This is a genomic window from Pantoea sp. X-Soil-TKNS-1280, from assembly GCF_059730475.1.
The window spans coordinates 410921-428596 of sequence record NZ_AP035962.1 but is presented as its reverse complement, the minus strand read 5'-3'; the positions used below and the strand labels follow the sequence as shown (position 1 = coordinate 428596).

Here is a 17676-nt window from a genome sequence, read left to right as displayed (position 1 = left end):
AAGGAAAGTGACAGGATTTTATCGACTTAAACGCCGACAGGGCGCCCGGAGGCGCCCTGTCAGCACAGATTGTTAACTAACTTATTTAGTCAGTTCAGCGGTCATGTGCACGCCGTTGTTGAAGGTGGCTTCTGTCACTTTATAGGAAGCACCAGCTTCTTGTGCCTGAGCAGCAATTTTCGCTTCAGCACCGTCCAGAGTTGACGCGGTAGCGGTCACGCTCTGAGCAAAGCTGGCGAAAGGCAGGACGGAAAGAGCAACAACAGCAGCAAAAGTTTTGATAGATTTCATGGTCAATTCCTCGGTCAACATTTGATTAGGTAAGGCGTCATCGCCTTGTTGAGATAAATATTAGGCCGAAAATTGATCAACAAAAAGCGGAGAGATTTGCGGTTATCATTCAAAAAAACTGACTATAAAAAGCACGCTATGGTTAGCTTTTGCACGCAGTGTTAATAATCTGCATTTTAGTTAAAAGGCAGGATTTATCGCTGTGATTGGTGGTATTGGTTGAAGGTCGGCATGAATGCCGACCTTATCAAAAACGGTGATTATCCGTGATGCCGCACACGGGTGAAAATGGTTATCGCCGCCAGCAACATCAGTACACCACTGGAGAGGAATACCCCGCCTGCGCCCTGCAAATCAAACATCCAGCCACCCGCAGCAGCACCGGCGGTGATCGCCAGCTGAATCGTCGCCACCAGCAAGCCGCCACCGGATTCCGCGTCATCCGGCACAGCACGGGAAATCCAGGTTGACCAGCCAGTCGGCATCGAACCAAATGCCAGGCCCCATACCGCGACACCACCCGCCACCAGCCACGAGACACCGCCGAAGCTCACCAGCACCAGCGCAGTGACGCTCATCAGCAGCGCCATACCGCTGAGGGTCAGCGACACGCTGCGCGTCACCAGATAACCCGCCAGCGAAGTACCGAAGAAGTTCGCCACACCAAACGCCAGCAGCACCAGCGACAGCTGATTGACGTTAAGCTGCGCAGCACTTTCCAGGAACGGACGCAGGTAAGTAAAGAAGGCGAAGTGACCGGTAAACATCATGATCACCGCCAGCATCCCCCAGCGCATCACGCTACGGCGCAGCAGGTCCAGCACGCCACCACTGCGTGCCTTGTTTTCCGGCGGCATGGCAGGCAGGGTAAAGAACTGCCAGAACAACGCCAGCACACCTAACGCACCGGTCAGCAGGAAAATATTACGCCAGCCAATCAGCCCGCCCAGATAGCTGCCAAGCGGCGCGGCGATGATGGTCGCCAGCGAAATCCCGCTAAACACAATCGATAGCGCACGTGGCACCTGGTCATTCGGCACCAGACGCATGGTGATGGCGGTTGATAACGTCCAGAAACCACCAATCGCCATGCCCAGCAATACACGTGCCAGCAGGATCATGGTGAGATCCTCAGCAAACGCCACCAGCAGCGCCGAGGCGATCAACAACAGGGTAAATGCCAGCATCACCATGCGACGATCAAGACGGCGGGTGAGATTGCCAATCACCAGGCTGGTCAGCAGCGCCACCAGCGCGGTCACTGTGACGGTTTGTCCCGCCTGCCCTTCACTAACCTGCAACGAAGCGGCAATCGGCGTCAGCAGGCTTACCGGCAAAAACTCGGCGGTAATCAGGCCGAATACGCCGAAAGCCATGGCAAATACCGCCCCCCACGCGGGTTTCTCCACCGGCAAACTCTGTTCGACGACATCACTATTCAGGCTCATCTGCGATCCCCATCACAAAATATTAAAGAGTGAGCATAGTGAGCAACAGCAAGACGATCTATGATACAGAAACTTTGTTTTTTGATAATTCGTCTGGAATCGTATGAGCCGCTATGAAGATCTGACCAGTGAACTGCTGATGGGCATGCGTCTGTACGGCGTCAGGTATCAGCGTATCGCCCTGAATGCCCCGTTTGGCCTGCGTTACGACGATGCGCCTGGCCGGGCGCAGCTGCATTTTGTCGGGCGAGGATCGCTGCTGATCCGCTCCGCCTCCGGGACGATCTATCCCCTTGAGGCCGGTGATGCGCTGCTGATCCCGCATGGTCGCCCCCACGCGCTGATCTCAAGCGAAGAAGCGCACTGCGAGCCGATCAGCACCTTCAATAGCAAACCGATTTGCGACAGCGTCTGTGCCATTGACGGCACCGCGTGCGACAGCCCGGATAACGCCGATGTGGTGCTGTTCAGCGCCTGCATGGCGTTTGAACTGGGTGGGATGCAGCCGCTGGTGCATACCATGCCGGATGTGATGCTGGTCAGCACGCTGCTGGCGCAATATCCGGAAATCCAGCCAATCCTCGATGCGATGGAGCGGGAAACGCGCCTGCGCCAGGCGGGATTTGCCGGGATTTTGTCACGTCTGGCGGATGTGGTGGCGGCACAGATTGTGCGTGGCTGGGTGGAAAACGGCTGCGGCAAAGGCAGCGGGCTGGTGCAGGCGCTGCGCGATCCGCGCCTCAGTCTGGCGATGGCGGCCATGCACCGCGCGCCAGGCGAAAACTGGACGGTAGAACGGCTGGCACGCGAATCGGGCAGCTCGCGTTCGGTGTTTGCTGCCCGTTTTCAGTCGGCCACCGGCATGACGCCGCTGCGCTATCTCACCGAACTGCGTATGCGTCTGGCTGTGCAGCGCATCGTTAACGAGGGAGAGGCGATGGAAAGCGTCGCCTTTCATCTGGGTTATGGCTCGCTGGCGGCATTCAGTCGGGCGTTTAAGCGGATTGTCGGACAACCGCCAGGCGCACTGCGCGCCCGACGGGAGGTGATATCCGAGCTTTAACGGAACACGCTGATCGCTTCCACCAGGCGATTCGCCTGGCGTGCCATACGTTCTGACGCTTCTGCCCCTTCCTGCACGCGCGCGGCGTTTTGATGGGTGATGTCATCCAGGTCCTCCACCGCGCCGCTTACCTCGCTCAGTGCCACGGATTGTTCTGCCGTCGCCGCACTGATCTGCGCGATTAACGCGGTGACATGCTGCACCTGTTCAACGATGTCCTGCATGGTGCGCCCGGCAGCGTCGGCGTGGCTGCTGCCCGACTGCACTCGGCTGGCGCTGGTTTCCACCAGCTTTTTGATCTCGCTGGCAGCCGTGGCGCTCCGCTGCGCCAGGTTGCGCACTTCACCGGCCACCACAGCAAAACCTTTGCCCTGCTCCCCGGCGCGTGCCGCTTCAACCGCCGCATTCAGCGCCAGGATATTAGTCTGGAAGGCAATGCCGTCAATCACACTGGTAATATTGGCGATACGTTTAGCACTGTCGGCAATCTCCGCCATCATGCCGACCATTTCCTGCATCACTTTACCGCCCTGCACCGCCGCCTGGCTGGTGTTGGCCGAAAGATCATTCACTTCGCTGGCGGTTTCGGTATTACTTTTCACTGTCGCCGTCATTTCGTTCATGGTGGCAGCCGTTTGCTGTACATTGGCAGCTGCCTGCTCAGTACGGCGGCTCAGTTCATCGTTGCTGCGCGCAATGGCATCGCTGGCACCCAGCACGTTAATCGCCTGGCCACTGACATCATCCACCAGCCAGCGGAACATCAGCCCGAGCTGACCAATGGCGCGCAGCGTGACGCCAATTTCATCGACACGATCCATCTGCTCCACTTTATGGCTGGCCCCGGTCGCCACACTCAATGCCTGGCGGCAGATACGTTCCATCGGGCGTGAAATCTGTTGCTCCAGCCACAGGCTGGCCAGCAACAATAACAGCGCCATACCGCCACTAAAGTAGCCCAGCGCCAGCGGCGGCAGGCCAAGCAACCAGACCCCCAGCACTGACAGCGGCAGCAGCGCGGCCAAGGGGGAACGAATCCGCCAGCGCAGCGGCAACGTTTTGAGTAACGCGCTAAAGCGCCCCACAATTAACCCTTTATGAAAACGGCGGCCTTTACTGCGCCCCTCACGAAAATCCCGATACAGCGCCTCGCTCTGGCGAATTTCTTCGGGTGTCGGTTTGGTACGCACTGACATATACCCCTGCACCTGCCCCGCGCGTACCACCGGAATGGCGTTGGCGCGCACCCAGTAATGATCACCGTTTTTACGCCGGTTTTTCACCAGTGCGGTCCAGGGTTCACCCTGTTTTAACGTCGCCCACATATCCGCAAAGGCTTCCGGCGGCATATCCGGGTGCCGTACCATGTTATGCGGCTGGCCATTCACCTCCTCCGGGGTAAATCCACTGACCTCAATAAAAGCATCGTTGGCGTAGGTGATGTAGCTATTGAGATCGGTGGTGGACATCAGGGTGGCATGATCGTCAAAGACGTATTCACGCTGAGTGATGGGCTGATTGTTACGCATGAGTGAGTCCTTGCAAGCCAGAGGCGAGAAAAAAATTGATAACCCTTATTTATCTTTTCGGCAGGCAAAGGTCATAACTTTAATATGGTTATCTAATTTTAAATCCGCATAATGCAGGGAATTGGCAGGTTCAGGGGAGCAAAAAGGGAGAAAAACCCATTAAATTTAATGTAGTGGCGCGAATTATCGCGCCATTTTTTGACGTTAATCGATTAACTCAAATCCACCCCGCGCGTGCCGCCCCACCAGGTAAAAGCGAATCCGCCTACCCAGGCCACCATCAATCCGGCGAGATACACCGCCATACCGGCGAAGATACCCTGCGGTGACGTCATCAGCGGCAGCGTCACCAGCCCGGACGGACCGAACACTGTGTTCATGCCGACGGGCAATCCCAGCCAGGCCACCAGGCCAATAAAGAAACCACCCAGCGCCCCGCCACAGCAGGCGGTGATAAAGGGTTTCAGACGTGGCAGGGTGACGCCGTAAATTAACGGCTCACCGACCCCTAACAGGCCCGGCACAATCGCCCCTTTTATCTGGCTGCGTAACTGCGAATGTTTATCCGCCCGGCACCACAATGCCAGCGCCGCCCCCACCTGACCAGCTCCCGCCATCGCCAGAATCGGAAACAGCGAGTTAAAGCCCTGGCTTTCCATCAAAGCAAAATAAACCGGGATAAACCCCTGATGAATACCAAACATCACCGCAATCAGAAATAATCCGGCCAGAATGGCGCAACCAAACGGATTGCTGTTCAAATGAATAAACAGCCATGACATGCCTTTAAATAATTCACCGCCAATCGGCATGATCACCAGGAAAGTCACCGCACCAGTGATCAGTAAGGTCAGCAACGAGGTGAGAATCATATCCAGATTATCAGGAATGATTTTACGCAGCTGCCGTTCCAGCCAGGCACCAAATATTGCCGCCAGCAGCACGCCAATAATATTGCCGCGCGGATCGATAGTCAGACCGAAGAAATTCTCCATGCCGCTGTAATAACCCACGGTGGCGGTGGGTACATAGCCCAGCACAAATAATGAAGCGATAATCGCCCCATTCACCCCGGTGCCGCCAAAGGCTTTTTGCGCGTTGTAACCAATCAGGATGCTGAGAAAGGTGAACAGCCCTTTGCCAAACACCTTCATATACGCCACGGTCGCCAGCAGCCAGTGGGGATGATCACCCGGCGTGGTGAGATGAAATATCTGCTCGATCAGCGTGGCGAAACCCAGCAGCAAACCGGCACCAATAAAGCCGGGGATCAGCGGAGTAAAGATGGTGGCAAAGCGTGCGAGAAACTGATGCAGGCGGCTGGTTTGTTTCGCTTTAAGCTGCTGCTTTTGCGCCAAGGCAATGGATTGCAGATCCGGCGTGCTCTCCAGCATCGTCTGCATCATTTCCGCCGCGCTCTGCGCTTTGCCAGGGCCTAACACAATCTGCAACTGCGCATCGCTGTCGATCACCCCGAGCACCCCTGGCAGGGTTTTCAGCCGTGCATGATCGGCGAGCTGCGCATCCGCTAAGGTCAGACGCAGGCGCGTCATGCAATTACCGCAGTGCGCCACATTGGCCGCCCCACCTACGGCGTGCAGAATATCGCGCAATAAGGATTCGCTGATGGCGGCCATTATTGCGCTCCTGCATCACGTAACGCCTGACGAATAAAGCCGTGATGCTGGCCCAGCAGCGCCTGCGCTTCATCAGCCTGCAAACCCGCCAGCACCATCACAATAGCGGTTTTGCAATGGCCCTGACAGGCCACCAGCGCCTGCTGCGCCGTGTCTTCATCGCAATCGGTCGCCTGGCGGACGATGTTAATCTGCCGCTGTACCAGCTTCTGGTTGGTGGCTTCCACATCCACCATCAGGTTGCCGTACACCTTGCCGCTGCGGATCATCGCGCCGGTAGTTAGCATATTCAGCACCAGCTTCTGCGCGGTACCGGCTTTCATCCGCGAAGAGCCGGTGACCACTTCCGGGCCAACCACCGGGGTCAGCGCCACATCGGCCACCTGCGCCATCGCGCTATCCGGGTTGCAGGTTAAGGCGGCGCTAAACGCACCCTGCTGTTTCGCGTAGTCGAGCGCCCCCAGCACGTACGGGGTACGGCCACTGGCGGCAATGCCCACCAGCACATCTTTGGCGCTGAACTGAATATCACGCAGATCCTGCGCGCCCTGCGCAATGTTGTCTTCCGCGTTTTCCACCGCCTGCAAAATTGCGGTGTGTCCCCCGGCGATTAAGCCCACCACCTGGCTACGTGGGGTGCCAAAGGTCGGCGGGCACTCGCTGGCATCAAGAATGCCAAGACGCCCGGAGGTGCCAGCACCGCAGTAAATCAGGCGACCGCCCTCGCGAAAGGCAGCGGTGATGGCATCCACCACCTGGGCAATCTGCGGCACGATCGCTTCTACAGCCAGCGCCACCTTTTTATCTTCATCGTTGATAACGCGCAGCATCGCTTCCGTCGATAACTCATCAATATGCTGGCTGGCCGGGTTACGGCCTTCGGTGACCATCTGGCTAAGATCGATTTTCATGCGCACACTCCGGTGAAAGAATAATTTATTCATGAAACTATATATCAAATTGAATTCTTAATTCACTCAGGCAGGAAAAGATTTTTTCAGTTTTGTGGGACAGAAAGAAAAAACCCGCCGGGCGGCGGGTTTATGCAGGAGGTTACGCCTGGGTGCGTAATTGCAGCTCGTAAGCGGCGGCCTGTTCGGTGTCGAACTGGTTTTCCCAGCGCGCGATCACCAGCACTGCCAGCGCGTTACCGATCACATTCAACGCGGTACGCGCCATATCCATGATGCGGTCAACACCGGCAATAAACGCCAGACCTTCCAGCGGAATCCCTACGCTGCCCAGCGTCGCCAGCAGCACCACAAAGGAGACGCCCGGTACGCCAGCAATCCCTTTCGAGGTCACCATCAGGGTCAGCACCAGGATGATTTCATCGGTCAGCGACAGGTCAATACCGTACAGCTGGGCAATAAAGATCGCCGCGATGCTCTGATACAGCGTAGAACCGTCGAGGTTAAAGGAGTAACCGGTCGGCACCACAAAGCTGGTGATGGCCTTCGGTGCGCCATAGGCTTCCATCTTCTGCATAATGCGCGGCAGCACGGTTTCCGAGCTGGAAGTGGAATAGGCCAGAATCAGCTCGTCTTTCAGAATACGCATCAGGGTGGTGATACGCAGCTTACACAAACGCGCCACCGCGCCCAGCACCACAAAGGCGAAGAACAGAATCGCGACGTAAACCAGCAGCACCAGCTTGGCGAGTGGCCACAGCGAAGCAAAACCAAAGTTGGCAATGGTGACGGCAATCAGAGCAAACACCCCAACCGGCGCGTAACGCATGATCATATGCGTCACTTTAAACATGGTTTCGGAAACCGAGCGGAACAGCCCCACCAGCGGATCGCGATGTTCCGCAGGCAGTGATGACAGCCCCAGACCAAACAATACCGAGAAGAAGATAATCGGCAGCATGTCACCTTTCACCAGCGAGGCGAAAATGTTCTGCGGGATCAGCGACAGGATGGTGGTCACCAGGCTGTGAGGTGCGCCCTGCACCGCCTGCGTGGTGGCTTCATATTTAGAGATGTCCACCGTTGCCAGCGTTGACATATCAATGCCGCTGCCGGGTTGGAATACGTTGGCCAGCGTAATGCCGACCACAATGGCAATGGTGGTGATCACTTCAAAATAGACGATGGTTTTGACACCAATGCGCCCGAGTTTTTTCGCATCACCGACACCGGCGATGCCGACAATCAATGATGAAACGACAATCGGCACCACAATCATCTTGATCAGATGAATGAAGATATCACCGGCCGGGCTGAGAATATTGGTGATTAACCATTCACGATCGTCCGGCTGATTATGCAGCACCGAGCCGACCACCACGCCGAGAATCAGCGCGATCACTATTTGCCAGGCGAGGCTGAATTTAAAACCTTTCATAACGCGTTATTTCCTCAGTTAAAACCCCTTTGCTCTGCTGCGAAGGTGCAGAAGACGATACACACAGGGAAGTGAGCAAAAGCTCGATAAAATAGAGGGTTATACTGGAATAGATCCGGTACTGCTGTGCGGGCGTTTTGCGCGCGTCCTGTGATGCAACCTGAGTGGATACTGGTTTCACAGGGGCGAGATAAGTACCATTTTCACTACAGTAAATGCAACCCCTGGCGGGATAGCTTAAATCTTATCCGGTGCTGTAGCATAAAATGCTGATCCGCTGACATAACCATAACCCGCTGTTATGAAAAGTTTTAATTCGATAATTTTCCGCATAGCTATGCAAAAGTGAACAAAAAGCCGCCGGGTGCGTTTGCTGCTATTTTGTTCAGAACTTTCTCACTCTTCGCCGCCAGTGCCTTGTCCTCCCTGCTGATCACACAACAAAATTTACGGCGTAAATAGCCACACACTTAGGCCGTGATCCAGACTGCAAAACCGAAACAAAGCTCTCGCGCCGGGCTTCAATTAACTATTGATTGACATATGATTAACATCTTCAAGGAGGTCAGCCATGAGCCAAATTCACAAACATCCCGTTCCTGCTGCGATTGCAGAAAATGCCCTGATCAATGCTGGGCAATATGCAGAGATGTATCAACAGTCGGTTGACGATCCCGAAACCTTTTGGGGCGAGCAAGGCAAAATTCTCGACTGGATGACGCCCTACAGCAAAGTGAAGAACACCTCCTTTGCCCCAGGCAATATTTCCATTCGCTGGTATGAAGATGGCACGCTGAATCTCGCGGCCAACTGCCTTGATCGCCATTTGCAAACCCGTGGTGACCATCCCGCCATTATCTGGGAAGGCGATGACGCCAGCGAAAGCAAAACCCTGACCTTCCGCCAGCTGCACGGGGAAGTGTGCCGTTTTGCCAACGTACTGAGCGGCCTGGGCGTGAAGAAAGGCGATGTAGTCGCTATCTATATGCCGATGGTGCCGGAAGCCGCGATTGCCATGCTGGCCTGCGCCCGTATCGGCGCGGTGCATTCGGTGATTTTCGGCGGCTTCTCACCGGAAGCGGTGGCCGGACGCATCGTCGATTCCAGCGCCAAATTGGTGATCACCGCCGATGAAGGTATACGCGCCGGACGCAGCATTCCGCTGAAGAAAAATGTCGATGATGCACTGAGCAACCCCAGCGTCACCAGCGTGAAGAACGTGGTGGTGTTTCAGCGCACCGGGAAAGACACCGGCTGGCGCGAAGGCCGTGACCTGTGGTGGCATGATCTGATGGCTGACGCCTCCGATCAGCATCAACCGGTGGCGGTGAACGCGGAAGATCCGCTGTTTATCCTTTATACCTCCGGCTCCACCGGCAAGCCGAAAGGCGTGCTGCATACCACCGGCGGTTATCTGGTGTATGCCGCGACCACCTTTAAGTATGTCTTTGATTATCATCCTGATGATGTTTACTGGTGTACCGCCGATGTCGGCTGGATCACCGGTCACAGCTACCTGATTTATGGCCCGCTGGCTTGTGGCGCCACCACGCTGATGTTTGAAGGCGTACCGAACTGGCCGAAGCCGAGCCGTATGGCGGAGGTGGTGGATAAACATAAGGTCACGCTGCTCTACACCGCCCCGACGGCGATTCGCGCACTGATGGCCGAAGGTGACAAAGCCATCGAAGGCACCCATCGTACCAGCCTGCGCATTATGGGATCGGTGGGCGAACCGATTAACCCGGAAGCCTGGGAGTGGTACTACAACAAGATTGGCGACGGACGTTGCCCGATTGTTGATACCTGGTGGCAGACCGAAACCGGTGGCTTCATGATCACCCCGTTGCCGGGTGCCATCGAGTTGAAAGCCGGGTCCGCCACCAAACCCTTCTTTGGGGTTCAGCCCGCGTTGGTGGATAACGAAGGCAACACATTGACTGGAGCGACCGAAGGCAACCTGGTGATTGTTGATTCATGGCCAGGTCAGGCGCGCACCCTGTTTGGCGATCACGAGCGTTTCGAACAGACCTACTTCTCCACCTTCAAAAATCGCTACTTCAGCGGTGACGGTGCCCGCCGTGATGAAGATGGTTACTACTGGATCACTGGCCGCGTGGATGACGTGCTGAACGTTTCCGGCCACCGCCTCGGCACGGCTGAGATCGAGTCGGCGCTGGTGTCGCATCCGAAGATTGCCGAAGCAGCGGTGGTGGGCATTCCGCATAGCATTAAAGGCCAGGCGATCTATGCTTATATCACGCTGAACCACGGTGAAGAACCGTCGTCCGAGCTTTATACCGAAGTGCGTAACTGGGTACGTAAAGAAATTGGCCCGATTGCCACCCCGGATGTACTGCACTGGACCGATTCACTGCCGAAAACCCGCTCCGGCAAAATCATGCGCCGTATTCTGCGCAAGATCGCCGCAGGCGATACCAGCAATCTGGGCGATACCTCAACTCTGGCCGATCCTGGCGTGGTAGAGAAGCTGCTGGAAGAGAAACAATCCATCAAAATGCCCTGATGGAGCTTAACCCCGGCGATGAGGTTCAGCCTGTTTATCAAGGCTCCTCATCGCCAGCCTTACCTTACGTCGTACTCTTCAACATCGCATTTATTAAATAATTAGAACATTCAGGCGGTTAACATCACATTTTGGTGAGGTTACTGCCTGCCTTGCCTCTGGAGAAACTGTGATGAACGAAGCCGTAAACCCTCAGGAAGCTGTGTGGCAGCAAATCGAGAGCAATCCGCGCTTTCAGGAACTGGTGCATAAACGCCAGGCCTTTGCGCTACTGCTCAGCCTGATCATGCTGGTGCTGTACGTTGGCTTTATCCTGCTGATCGCCTTTGCCCCCGCCTGGCTTGGCACGCCACTCCATCCCGGCACCAATGTGACGCGGGGTATCCCCATCGGCGTGGGCCTGATTGTCATCTCCTTCGTGCTGACCGGCGTCTATGTGTGGCGCGCCAACGGCGAATTTGACCGCCTGACCCAACAGATTCTGCGCGAGGTAAAACAATGAAGCGCCTGCTCCCGCTGCTCCTCGCTGCTGCGCCACTCAGCGCCTTTGCCGATGCCATCACCGGCGAAGTACAAAAACAGGCCACCAACTATGAAGCCATCATCATGTTCGTGGTGTTTGTTGCCGCGACGCTGGGCATCACGTATTGGGCCTCGAAACGTACCCGTTCACGCAGTGACTACTACACCGCAGGCGGCAATATAACCGGCTTTCAAAATGGGCTGGCGATGGCGGGGGATTTTATGTCCGCCGCGTCTTTCCTCGGTATTTCGGCGCTGGTGTATACCTCGGGCTATGACGGCCTGATTTATTCACTCGGCTTCCTGGTGGGCTGGCCGATGATCCTGTTTCTGATTGCCGAACGTCTGCGTAACCTGGGCCGTTTTACCTTTGCCGATGTTGCTTCTTATCGCCTGGCACAGAAACCCATTCGCACCCTCTCTGCCTGCGGCTCGCTGGTAGTGGTTGCGCTGTATCTGATTGCGCAGATGGTCGGTGCCGGTAAGCTGATTCAGCTGCTATTCGGCCTTAACTACCATATCGCAGTGGTGCTGGTGGGTATCCTGATGGTGATGTATGTGTTGTTCGGCGGCATGCTGGCCACCACCTGGGTACAAATCATCAAAGCGGTACTGCTGTTGTTCGGGGCCAGCTTTATGGCGATTATGGTGATGAAGGCCACCGGCTTCAGTTTCAATACGCTGTTTACCGAGGCAATGGCGGTGCACCCGAAAGGGGCGGCGATTATGCAGCCGGGCGGGCTGGTGAAAGATCCGATATCCGCGCTATCACTGGGGCTGGGGCTGATGTTTGGTACCGCCGGTTTGCCACATATCCTGATGCGCTTCTTCACCGTGGCAGATGCACGCGAAGCGCGTAAAAGCGTGTTCTGGGCCACTGGCTTTATGGGCTATTTCTACTTCCTCACCTTTATTATCGGCTTTGGCGCGATCCTGCTGGTGGGTGCCAACCCGGCATTTAAAGATGCCAGCGGTGCGCTGATTGGCGGCACCAATATGGCGGCGGTACATCTGGCGGATGCGGTGGGTGGCAGCCTGTTCCTCGGCTTTATCTCTGCCGTGGCCTTCGCCACCATTCTGGCGGTGGTGGCCGGTCTGACCCTGGCGGGTGCTTCTGCAGTTTCTCATGATTTATATGCCAGCGTGATCCGTAAGGGTCAGGCCACCGAGCGGGAGGAACTGCGCGTATCGAAAATCACGGTGCTGGTGCTCGGCGTGGTGGCGATTGCGCTGGGGATTTTGTTCGAGAAGCAGAACATCGCCTTTATGGTCGGCCTGGCGTTCTCGATTGCGGCCAGCTGTAACTTCCCGATTATCCTGCTGTCGATGTACTGGTCAAAACTGACCACGCGCGGTGCGATGGTCGGTGGCTGGCTGGGCCTGCTGACGGCGGTGGTGCTGATGATCCTCGGCCCGACCATTTGGGTTCAGGTGCTGGGACATGCAAAGCCGATTTATCCTTATGAGTATCCGGCGCTGTTCTCAATGCTGGCGGCCTTTATCGGTACCTGGCTGTTTTCCATCACCGACAGTTCAGAGCAGGGAGCGGCTGAACGGCGACGTTTCCGTGGACAGTTTATTCGTTCGCAGACCGGAGTGGGGATTCAGCAGGGGAAATCGCACTGACAAACCAAATTGTAGCGGCGCGATTTATCGCGCTCTTTTTAAGCGGTAGCCTGGTCAGCTAAACCCGCGTGATAAATCACGCCGCTACGATTCAGTGCGGTTAGAAACGCAGTGATGCGCCCACATACGGACCATCGGCCAGTACGTTGTCTTTGCGGCTGCCCTTGTTGTTCAGCTCGATGTACTGATAACCGACACGCACGTTCAGCAGGGAGATCGGGGTGAAGCTCAGGCCACCAGACATTTCCTTGTAGCTGTCGAGGTGATCAGAGAACGCTTCTGGTGCGTAGTAGTAGCCACCATACAGGCCCCACATACGGTTGAAATTGTATTGTGCACCCGCACCCACTGCCACAGTAAATCCGTCTTTACCATCTTCCGGGTGAGTGAACAGCGCTTTCGCTGTCGGTGCCAGACGCAGGCCGCCGAAATCGACGTTATAACCCAGTCCCAGACCGTAGCTGCTGCCGTCGTGATCGCTGCGCAGCCAGTTGCCATTGAGGAACAGACCCGGTGAGGTCGTACCGAGACCAAGGTTGAGGTTGGTGGTGTGCTCACCCACATCAACACTGCCCTCAATCGCCTGCGCACCGCTGCTCAGCAGTGCCAGACCCAGTACGCTTCCTGTAACAAGTTGCTTTAACATGTAATTCCACTCCATGAAGGACAATCAATTCGGCGGAAAGGGTAAACAGCCAGGCGGCAGGACACAACTTTATTTGGCAAGCTTTACGTAAACAGGGATGTCGATGCGAAGTAAAACGGCCCTTACGGGCCGTTAAGCCTGCCACATCAGGTGGCCGAGCAGAGGTGCGAGGATCACCGTCACCACACCGGAAAGCATCATCACCAGACTGGAAACGACACCCTCCTGCTGGCCGATTTGGTAAGCACGTGCGGTACCGGCACCGTGCGACGCGGCACCAAAACCTGCGCCTTTCGCCACCCCCTGCTTAATCGCGATACGCAGGAACAGAAAATCCCCGACCGCCATGCCAAACACCCCGGTGATCACCACAAATAACGCCACCAGGTCCGGTTGGCCACCGATGGGTTTGGCCGCCGCCAGTGCAAACGGCGTGGTGATGGAGCGTACCGCCAGGCTGCGCTGGATGGATTCCGGCAAGGTCAGCAGCCGTGCCAGCCACACCGAGCTACAAACGGAAACCAGCGTCGCCGTCGCCACACCCAGGCTGAGCGATAACCAGTGACGTTTAATAATCTCCTGGTTTTCATACACCGGCACGGCAAAGGCCAGGGTGGCCGGGCCGAGCAACCACAGCAACCAGTGGCTTTCGGCGATATAGTCTTTCCAGCTCACATGGGTTACCAGCAGCAGCACCACCAACACCAGCGGTGTCATCACCAGCGGCATCAACAACAAGGTACGCCAGCGACGGTAAAGCCGTTTGTTGAGGTAATACACCAGCAGCGTCAGCACCACACAGATCAGGCTGATAATCAGGTCATTCATGACGCGCCTGCTTACGCGCGGCGCGCGCCATTTCAAAACGGTAAACACGATCGACCACCAGCGAGGTGGCAGCCAGCACCATCAGGGTACTGAGCGCAATCACCACACAGATACGCCAGCCCTCGCTACGCAGCAGATCGCTGTAGTTCACCACCGCCACCACCGCCGGAACAAAGAACAGCAACATCTCGGCCAGCAGCCAGTTCGCCCCGGCTTTCACCCAACGCAACGGGATGACGTGCGTCATGATTAACACCAGCAACAAAACCATGCCCACGACGTTGGCGGGCAGCGGCAAATGCAGCCAGCCCACCAGCTTATCGCTGAACATAAACAAGCCCACATACAGCACCAGCTGTAGCGGGACGAAAACACGCTGCAGGATGTCCGTTCTGCGCGGACTCAATGCGAACGCCATTTTCCCCTCTCCCCGGTAAATAAATCAGGCGTTCAGTATAAATCGCAGACAGAGTGTGAAAAAAATGAATTAATATTATTCAATCTATGCCAATAAGGAATACTTTATGGACGTCCGCGCTCTGCGCTACTTTACCGAAGTGGTGCGCCAGCAAAGTTTCACCCGCGCTGCGCAGAAGCTTTACGTCACCCAACCGACCATCAGCAAAATGCTGCGCCAGTTGGAAGAAGAACTGGGCTGCACGCTGCTGCTGCGCGACGGGCGCAAACTGCACCTTACCGATAGCGGCCAGGCGGTGTATCAGCGTGGACTGGCGATTTTGCAGGAGTTCCATCAGCTGGAAGCTGAAATTGGTGACATCAACCAGCTGAAGACCGGCGAGCTGCGCCTTGGCATTCCGCCGATGGTCGGGATGCAGATTGCCGGTTCCATCTCGGCGTTTCGCCGCCGCTATCCGGGTGTTGAGCTGAAGATCGCCGAATTTGGTGGTCTGACTGTGCAGCAGGCCGTGCTGGATGGCAGCCTCGATATCGCGCTGACCGCACTGCCGGTTGACCCCGATCTCCCTCTCAATACGCTGGAATTGATGCACCATCCCTTGTGTGTACTGCTGCCCCGCACCGCGCCCTGGCTCAATCGTACCCACCTTGGCTTAGGCGAGCTGGCGGAACATCCGCTGCTGATTTTCAACGAAGAGTTTTCCCTGAATCGGCAGCTGATGAAGGCGTTTCATCGCCTGGGGCTGGCCCCGAATATCGCGGTGCGCAGTGGGCAGTGGGATTTTCTGGCGGCGATGGTACAGGCAGAAATGGGGCTGGCGATTCTGCCGGAGCCGATTTGTCAGCGTCTGGATAAACAATCGTTACTGTGGCTACCGCTGGAATCGGAGCTGAAGTGGAGCCTGGGATTGATCTGGCGGGAAGGCAGCTATTTGTCGCGCAGTGCCCAGGCGTGGATTGCCTGCTGCCGTGAGCACTGGCCGGATAATGCACCGCGCATCTCAGTGTGATGCGCGGCCCCTCCGTTACTCCTCTTTCTCGATCAGCAGGGCTTCCAGCAGGTCGAGATCGCGCAGCAATTTCTGCATGGTTTCATTGGAGATTTGCTGGGTCGCGCGCAGATGGTACACCTCGGCGCGTTCTGCCCTGATAGCCGTGAGACGGAAGCGGCGTTCCAGATTTTCGGCAAACAGCGCCTGCTCCAGCTCGTCTTTACCGACGACGCGACGGCGCAGGTTACCAATCACCCGCAGGCTCACCTCTTTCAACAGCTCCGGGTCGATGTTCTCTTCAGTGTCTTTTTCCAGCCGTTCTTCCATCTTATGCAGGCTATCAATCGCCACTGTCGCCATCGCGGCACGCGCGCTTTGCACCTCGCGACGATGCCCCGCTTTGTCGGTACCTTCAATACCACGCAGCAAGAGCGGCAGCACTACCACACCCACCAGCAGCGAGAACAGAATCACACCCGTGGCGAGAAACACCAGCTCGTAACGCGCCGGGAAGGCATCGCCATTGGTGAGAAACAGTGGAATTGACAGCACACCGGCGAGGGTGATCGCACCGCGTACCCCGGCGAAAGAGGCAATCAGCAGCTCACGCAGCGAGTAGCTGGCAAACTCCAGCGGCTTTTTCTTCAGGAAACGCTGACTGCCGCGTTTCATCAGCCACAGCCAGCCAAAACGCACCACCATCAGCGCGCCATACACCAGCACAATATCGGTGAACAGCATCCACAGCTGGACATTGGGATCAGCATTCGCCTGGGCTACCGAGGCTTCGAGGATGTCCGGCAATTGCAGGCCCAGCATCAGGAACACCATGCCGTTAAACACGAACTCCAGCATCTGCCAGACGCTGTTGGCACGCAGACGCATCGCCAGCGGAGCCTGGCGGATAATGCCGGAACGGGTGATGGTCATACCCGCCGCCACCGCCGCGAGGATGCCCGACACACCGAGATGTTCAGCAATCAGATATGAGGCAAACGGCAGCAACAGCAGCAACACGGTCTGGGTCGCCGGGTCATCACCACTCCAGCGGCTCAGCAGACGCAGCGAACGGCCATACAGCCAGCAGACTGCGACACCCGCCACCAGGCCGCCCACCGCCACTTTGAGGAACTCAACGCTGGCTCCGCCCCAGGTGAACACCATGGTGCCCATCGCCACGGCGACAGCAAATTTCAGTGACACCAAGCCGGATGCATCGTTCATCAGGGCTTCGCCCTGCACAATCGACATAATTTTCTTCGGGATTCGCCCTTCACCGACGATACCGGAGAGCGCCACCGCATCGGTGGGTGACAGTACCGCCGCCAGGGCGAAGGCCGGAATCAGCGGGATGCCCGGCACCAGCCAGTAAATCAGGTAACCGATCCCGACGACGGTGATCAGCACCAGCACCAGAGCCAGGCCGATGATCTCGCGCCCGTGGTGCAGGAATTCGTTGATCGGCGTTTTCCAGCCGTCGGCGAACAGCAAGGGCGGAATGAACAGCACCAGAAACAGTTCGGGATCAAAATCGACATGCAGACCAAAGGTGGGCCAGGCGAGCATCGCACCGGCAGCAATCTGCACCAGCGGCAGCGGGATTTGAAAAGGCAAAATACGTGCCGCGACGCCGGAGAGCGACACCACCAGCGTCATGATGAGAATAGTAAAGAAGATTTCCATGCTTTCCTTAGGCGAATCGTAATCGTTAAAGCGATGTTGCGCTGGAAAGTGTAAAACAAAATGCCGCACGACAGGAAAACCCGACGTGCGGCACAGCAAGGAAAGATAATAATTCGGA

Annotated in this window: 15 protein-coding genes; 5 read left to right on the top strand and 10 right to left on the bottom strand. The window is 56.5% G+C overall.

Annotation, left to right across the window (positions count from 1 at the left end):
* Positions 1-81: 81 nt before the first annotated feature.
* A complete protein-coding gene (locus tag AC6I8X_RS01945; protein ID WP_084871874.1) occupies positions 82-291 on the bottom strand; it encodes a YdgH/BhsA/McbA family protein in 210 nt (69 codons plus the stop codon).
* Between the two features lie 260 nt (positions 292-551).
* On the bottom strand, positions 552-1739 hold the full coding sequence (locus AC6I8X_RS01940; RefSeq protein WP_313683164.1) for an MFS transporter: 1188 nt from the start codon (positions 1737-1739) through the stop codon (positions 552-554).
* A gap of 103 nt (positions 1740-1842) precedes the next feature.
* On the opposite strand from AC6I8X_RS01940, the gene AC6I8X_RS01935 reads away from it, so the two are divergent.
* Positions 1843-2802 carry an AraC family transcriptional regulator gene (locus AC6I8X_RS01935; RefSeq protein ID WP_299458181.1) on the top strand — a complete coding sequence of 320 codons (960 nt, stop codon included), beginning with the start codon at positions 1843-1845 and terminating at the stop codon, positions 2800-2802.
* On the opposite strand, the gene AC6I8X_RS01930 is transcribed toward AC6I8X_RS01935, so the two are convergent.
* The 4 genes from AC6I8X_RS01930 to gltP all read right to left on the bottom strand — a co-directional run bounded on the left by AC6I8X_RS01930 (position 2799) and on the right by gltP (position 8317).
* On the bottom strand, positions 2799-4331 hold the full coding sequence (locus AC6I8X_RS01930) for a methyl-accepting chemotaxis protein (RefSeq protein WP_299458183.1): 1533 nt from the start codon (positions 4329-4331) through the stop codon (positions 2799-2801). The genes AC6I8X_RS01935 and AC6I8X_RS01930 overlap by 4 nt on opposite strands.
* A 212-nt stretch (positions 4332-4543) precedes the next feature.
* A complete protein-coding gene (gene murP / locus AC6I8X_RS01925) occupies positions 4544-5968 on the bottom strand; it encodes a PTS N-acetylmuramic acid transporter subunit IIBC (RefSeq protein WP_497840455.1) in 1425 nt (474 codons plus the stop codon).
* The gene (murQ, locus tag AC6I8X_RS01920) at positions 5968-6879 is read right to left on the bottom strand and encodes an N-acetylmuramic acid 6-phosphate etherase (RefSeq protein ID WP_497840454.1); all 912 of its coding nucleotides are present in this window, start codon (positions 6877-6879) and stop codon (positions 5968-5970) included. The genes murP and murQ overlap by 1 nt, the downstream gene beginning before the upstream one ends.
* A gap of 142 nt (positions 6880-7021) precedes the next feature.
* Positions 7022-8317 (bottom strand): glutamate/aspartate:proton symporter GltP, encoded by a 1296-nt coding sequence (gene gltP / locus AC6I8X_RS01915; RefSeq protein WP_310618010.1) that lies wholly within the window; start codon positions 8315-8317, stop codon positions 7022-7024.
* A 571-nt stretch (positions 8318-8888) separates the two neighbouring features.
* Between gltP and acs the strand changes: the two genes are divergently transcribed.
* The 3 genes from acs to AC6I8X_RS01900 all read left to right on the top strand — a co-directional run bounded on the left by acs (position 8889) and on the right by AC6I8X_RS01900 (position 12992).
* On the top strand, positions 8889-10844 hold the full coding sequence (acs, locus tag AC6I8X_RS01910) for an acetate--CoA ligase (protein ID WP_497840453.1): 1956 nt from the start codon (positions 8889-8891) through the stop codon (positions 10842-10844).
* 172 nt (positions 10845-11016) lie between these two features.
* Positions 11017-11346: a DUF485 domain-containing protein gene (locus tag AC6I8X_RS01905; protein WP_084871866.1), complete on the top strand. Its 330-nt coding sequence runs from the start codon at positions 11017-11019 to the stop codon at positions 11344-11346.
* Positions 11343-12992, top strand: a complete 1650-nt coding sequence (locus tag AC6I8X_RS01900) for a cation acetate symporter (protein ID WP_313683169.1) — start codon at positions 11343-11345, stop codon at positions 12990-12992. The genes AC6I8X_RS01905 and AC6I8X_RS01900 overlap by 4 nt, the downstream gene beginning before the upstream one ends.
* A gap of 100 nt (positions 12993-13092) precedes the next feature.
* Here the strand turns inward: AC6I8X_RS01900 and AC6I8X_RS01895 are convergent, their stop codons facing one another.
* The 3 genes from AC6I8X_RS01895 to AC6I8X_RS01885 form a co-directional block, all read right to left on the bottom strand.
* Complete coding sequence (locus AC6I8X_RS01895; RefSeq protein ID WP_084871864.1) at positions 13093-13638, bottom strand: YfaZ family outer membrane protein; 546 nt, start codon at positions 13636-13638, stop codon at positions 13093-13095.
* 132 nt (positions 13639-13770) lie between these two features.
* Positions 13771-14466 carry an LrgB family protein gene (locus tag AC6I8X_RS01890; protein WP_313683170.1) on the bottom strand — a complete coding sequence of 232 codons (696 nt, stop codon included), beginning with the start codon at positions 14464-14466 and terminating at the stop codon, positions 13771-13773.
* Positions 14459-14884, bottom strand: coding sequence for a CidA/LrgA family protein (locus AC6I8X_RS01885; RefSeq protein WP_313683171.1), 426 nt, complete (start codon positions 14882-14884; stop codon positions 14459-14461). Before AC6I8X_RS01885 ends, AC6I8X_RS01890 begins: the two co-directional genes overlap by 8 nt.
* Positions 14885-14990: 106 nt before the next feature.
* Between AC6I8X_RS01885 and AC6I8X_RS01880 the strand changes: the two genes are divergently transcribed.
* On the top strand, positions 14991-15893 hold the full coding sequence (locus tag AC6I8X_RS01880; RefSeq protein WP_299458199.1) for a LysR family transcriptional regulator: 903 nt from the start codon (positions 14991-14993) through the stop codon (positions 15891-15893).
* Positions 15894-15908: 15 nt separating this feature from the next.
* Here AC6I8X_RS01880 and AC6I8X_RS01875 read toward each other — a convergent pair whose 3' ends face one another.
* A complete protein-coding gene (locus AC6I8X_RS01875) occupies positions 15909-17558 on the bottom strand; it encodes a Na+/H+ antiporter (protein WP_313683172.1) in 1650 nt (549 codons plus the stop codon).
* Positions 17559-17676 lie beyond the last annotated feature (118 nt).

What these genes read in the sequence shown, in the direction of transcription:
- AC6I8X_RS01940 (WP_313683164.1), bottom strand. Translation starts at nt 1,739, where the DNA reads ATGAGCCTGAATAGTGATGTCGTCGAACAGAGTTTGCCGGTGGAGAAA.
- AC6I8X_RS01945 (WP_084871874.1), bottom strand. Translation starts at nt 291, where the DNA reads ATGAAATCTATCAAAACTTTTGCTGCTGTTGTTGCTCTTTCCGTCCTG.
- AC6I8X_RS01930 (WP_299458183.1), bottom strand. Translation starts at nt 4,331, where the DNA reads ATGCGTAACAATCAGCCCATCACTCAGCGTGAATACGTCTTTGACGAT.
- acs (WP_497840453.1), top strand. Translation starts at nt 8,889, where the DNA reads ATGAGCCAAATTCACAAACATCCCGTTCCTGCTGCGATTGCAGAAAAT.
- AC6I8X_RS01935 (WP_299458181.1), top strand. Translation starts at nt 1,843, where the DNA reads ATGAGCCGCTATGAAGATCTGACCAGTGAACTGCTGATGGGCATGCGT.
- AC6I8X_RS01900 (WP_313683169.1), top strand. Translation starts at nt 11,343, where the DNA reads ATGAAGCGCCTGCTCCCGCTGCTCCTCGCTGCTGCGCCACTCAGCGCC.
- AC6I8X_RS01875 (WP_313683172.1), bottom strand. Translation starts at nt 17,558, where the DNA reads ATGGAAATCTTCTTTACTATTCTCATCATGACGCTGGTGGTGTCGCTC.
- murP (WP_497840455.1), bottom strand. Translation starts at nt 5,968, where the DNA reads ATGGCCGCCATCAGCGAATCCTTATTGCGCGATATTCTGCACGCCGTA.
- AC6I8X_RS01885 (WP_313683171.1), bottom strand. Translation starts at nt 14,884, where the DNA reads ATGGCGTTCGCATTGAGTCCGCGCAGAACGGACATCCTGCAGCGTGTT.
- AC6I8X_RS01895 (WP_084871864.1), bottom strand. Translation starts at nt 13,638, where the DNA reads ATGTTAAAGCAACTTGTTACAGGAAGCGTACTGGGTCTGGCACTGCTG.
- AC6I8X_RS01880 (WP_299458199.1), top strand. Translation starts at nt 14,991, where the DNA reads ATGGACGTCCGCGCTCTGCGCTACTTTACCGAAGTGGTGCGCCAGCAA.
- murQ (WP_497840454.1), bottom strand. Translation starts at nt 6,879, where the DNA reads ATGAAAATCGATCTTAGCCAGATGGTCACCGAAGGCCGTAACCCGGCC.
- AC6I8X_RS01905 (WP_084871866.1), top strand. Translation starts at nt 11,017, where the DNA reads ATGAACGAAGCCGTAAACCCTCAGGAAGCTGTGTGGCAGCAAATCGAG.
- AC6I8X_RS01890 (WP_313683170.1), bottom strand. Translation starts at nt 14,466, where the DNA reads ATGAATGACCTGATTATCAGCCTGATCTGTGTGGTGCTGACGCTGCTG.
- gltP (WP_310618010.1), bottom strand. Translation starts at nt 8,317, where the DNA reads ATGAAAGGTTTTAAATTCAGCCTCGCCTGGCAAATAGTGATCGCGCTG.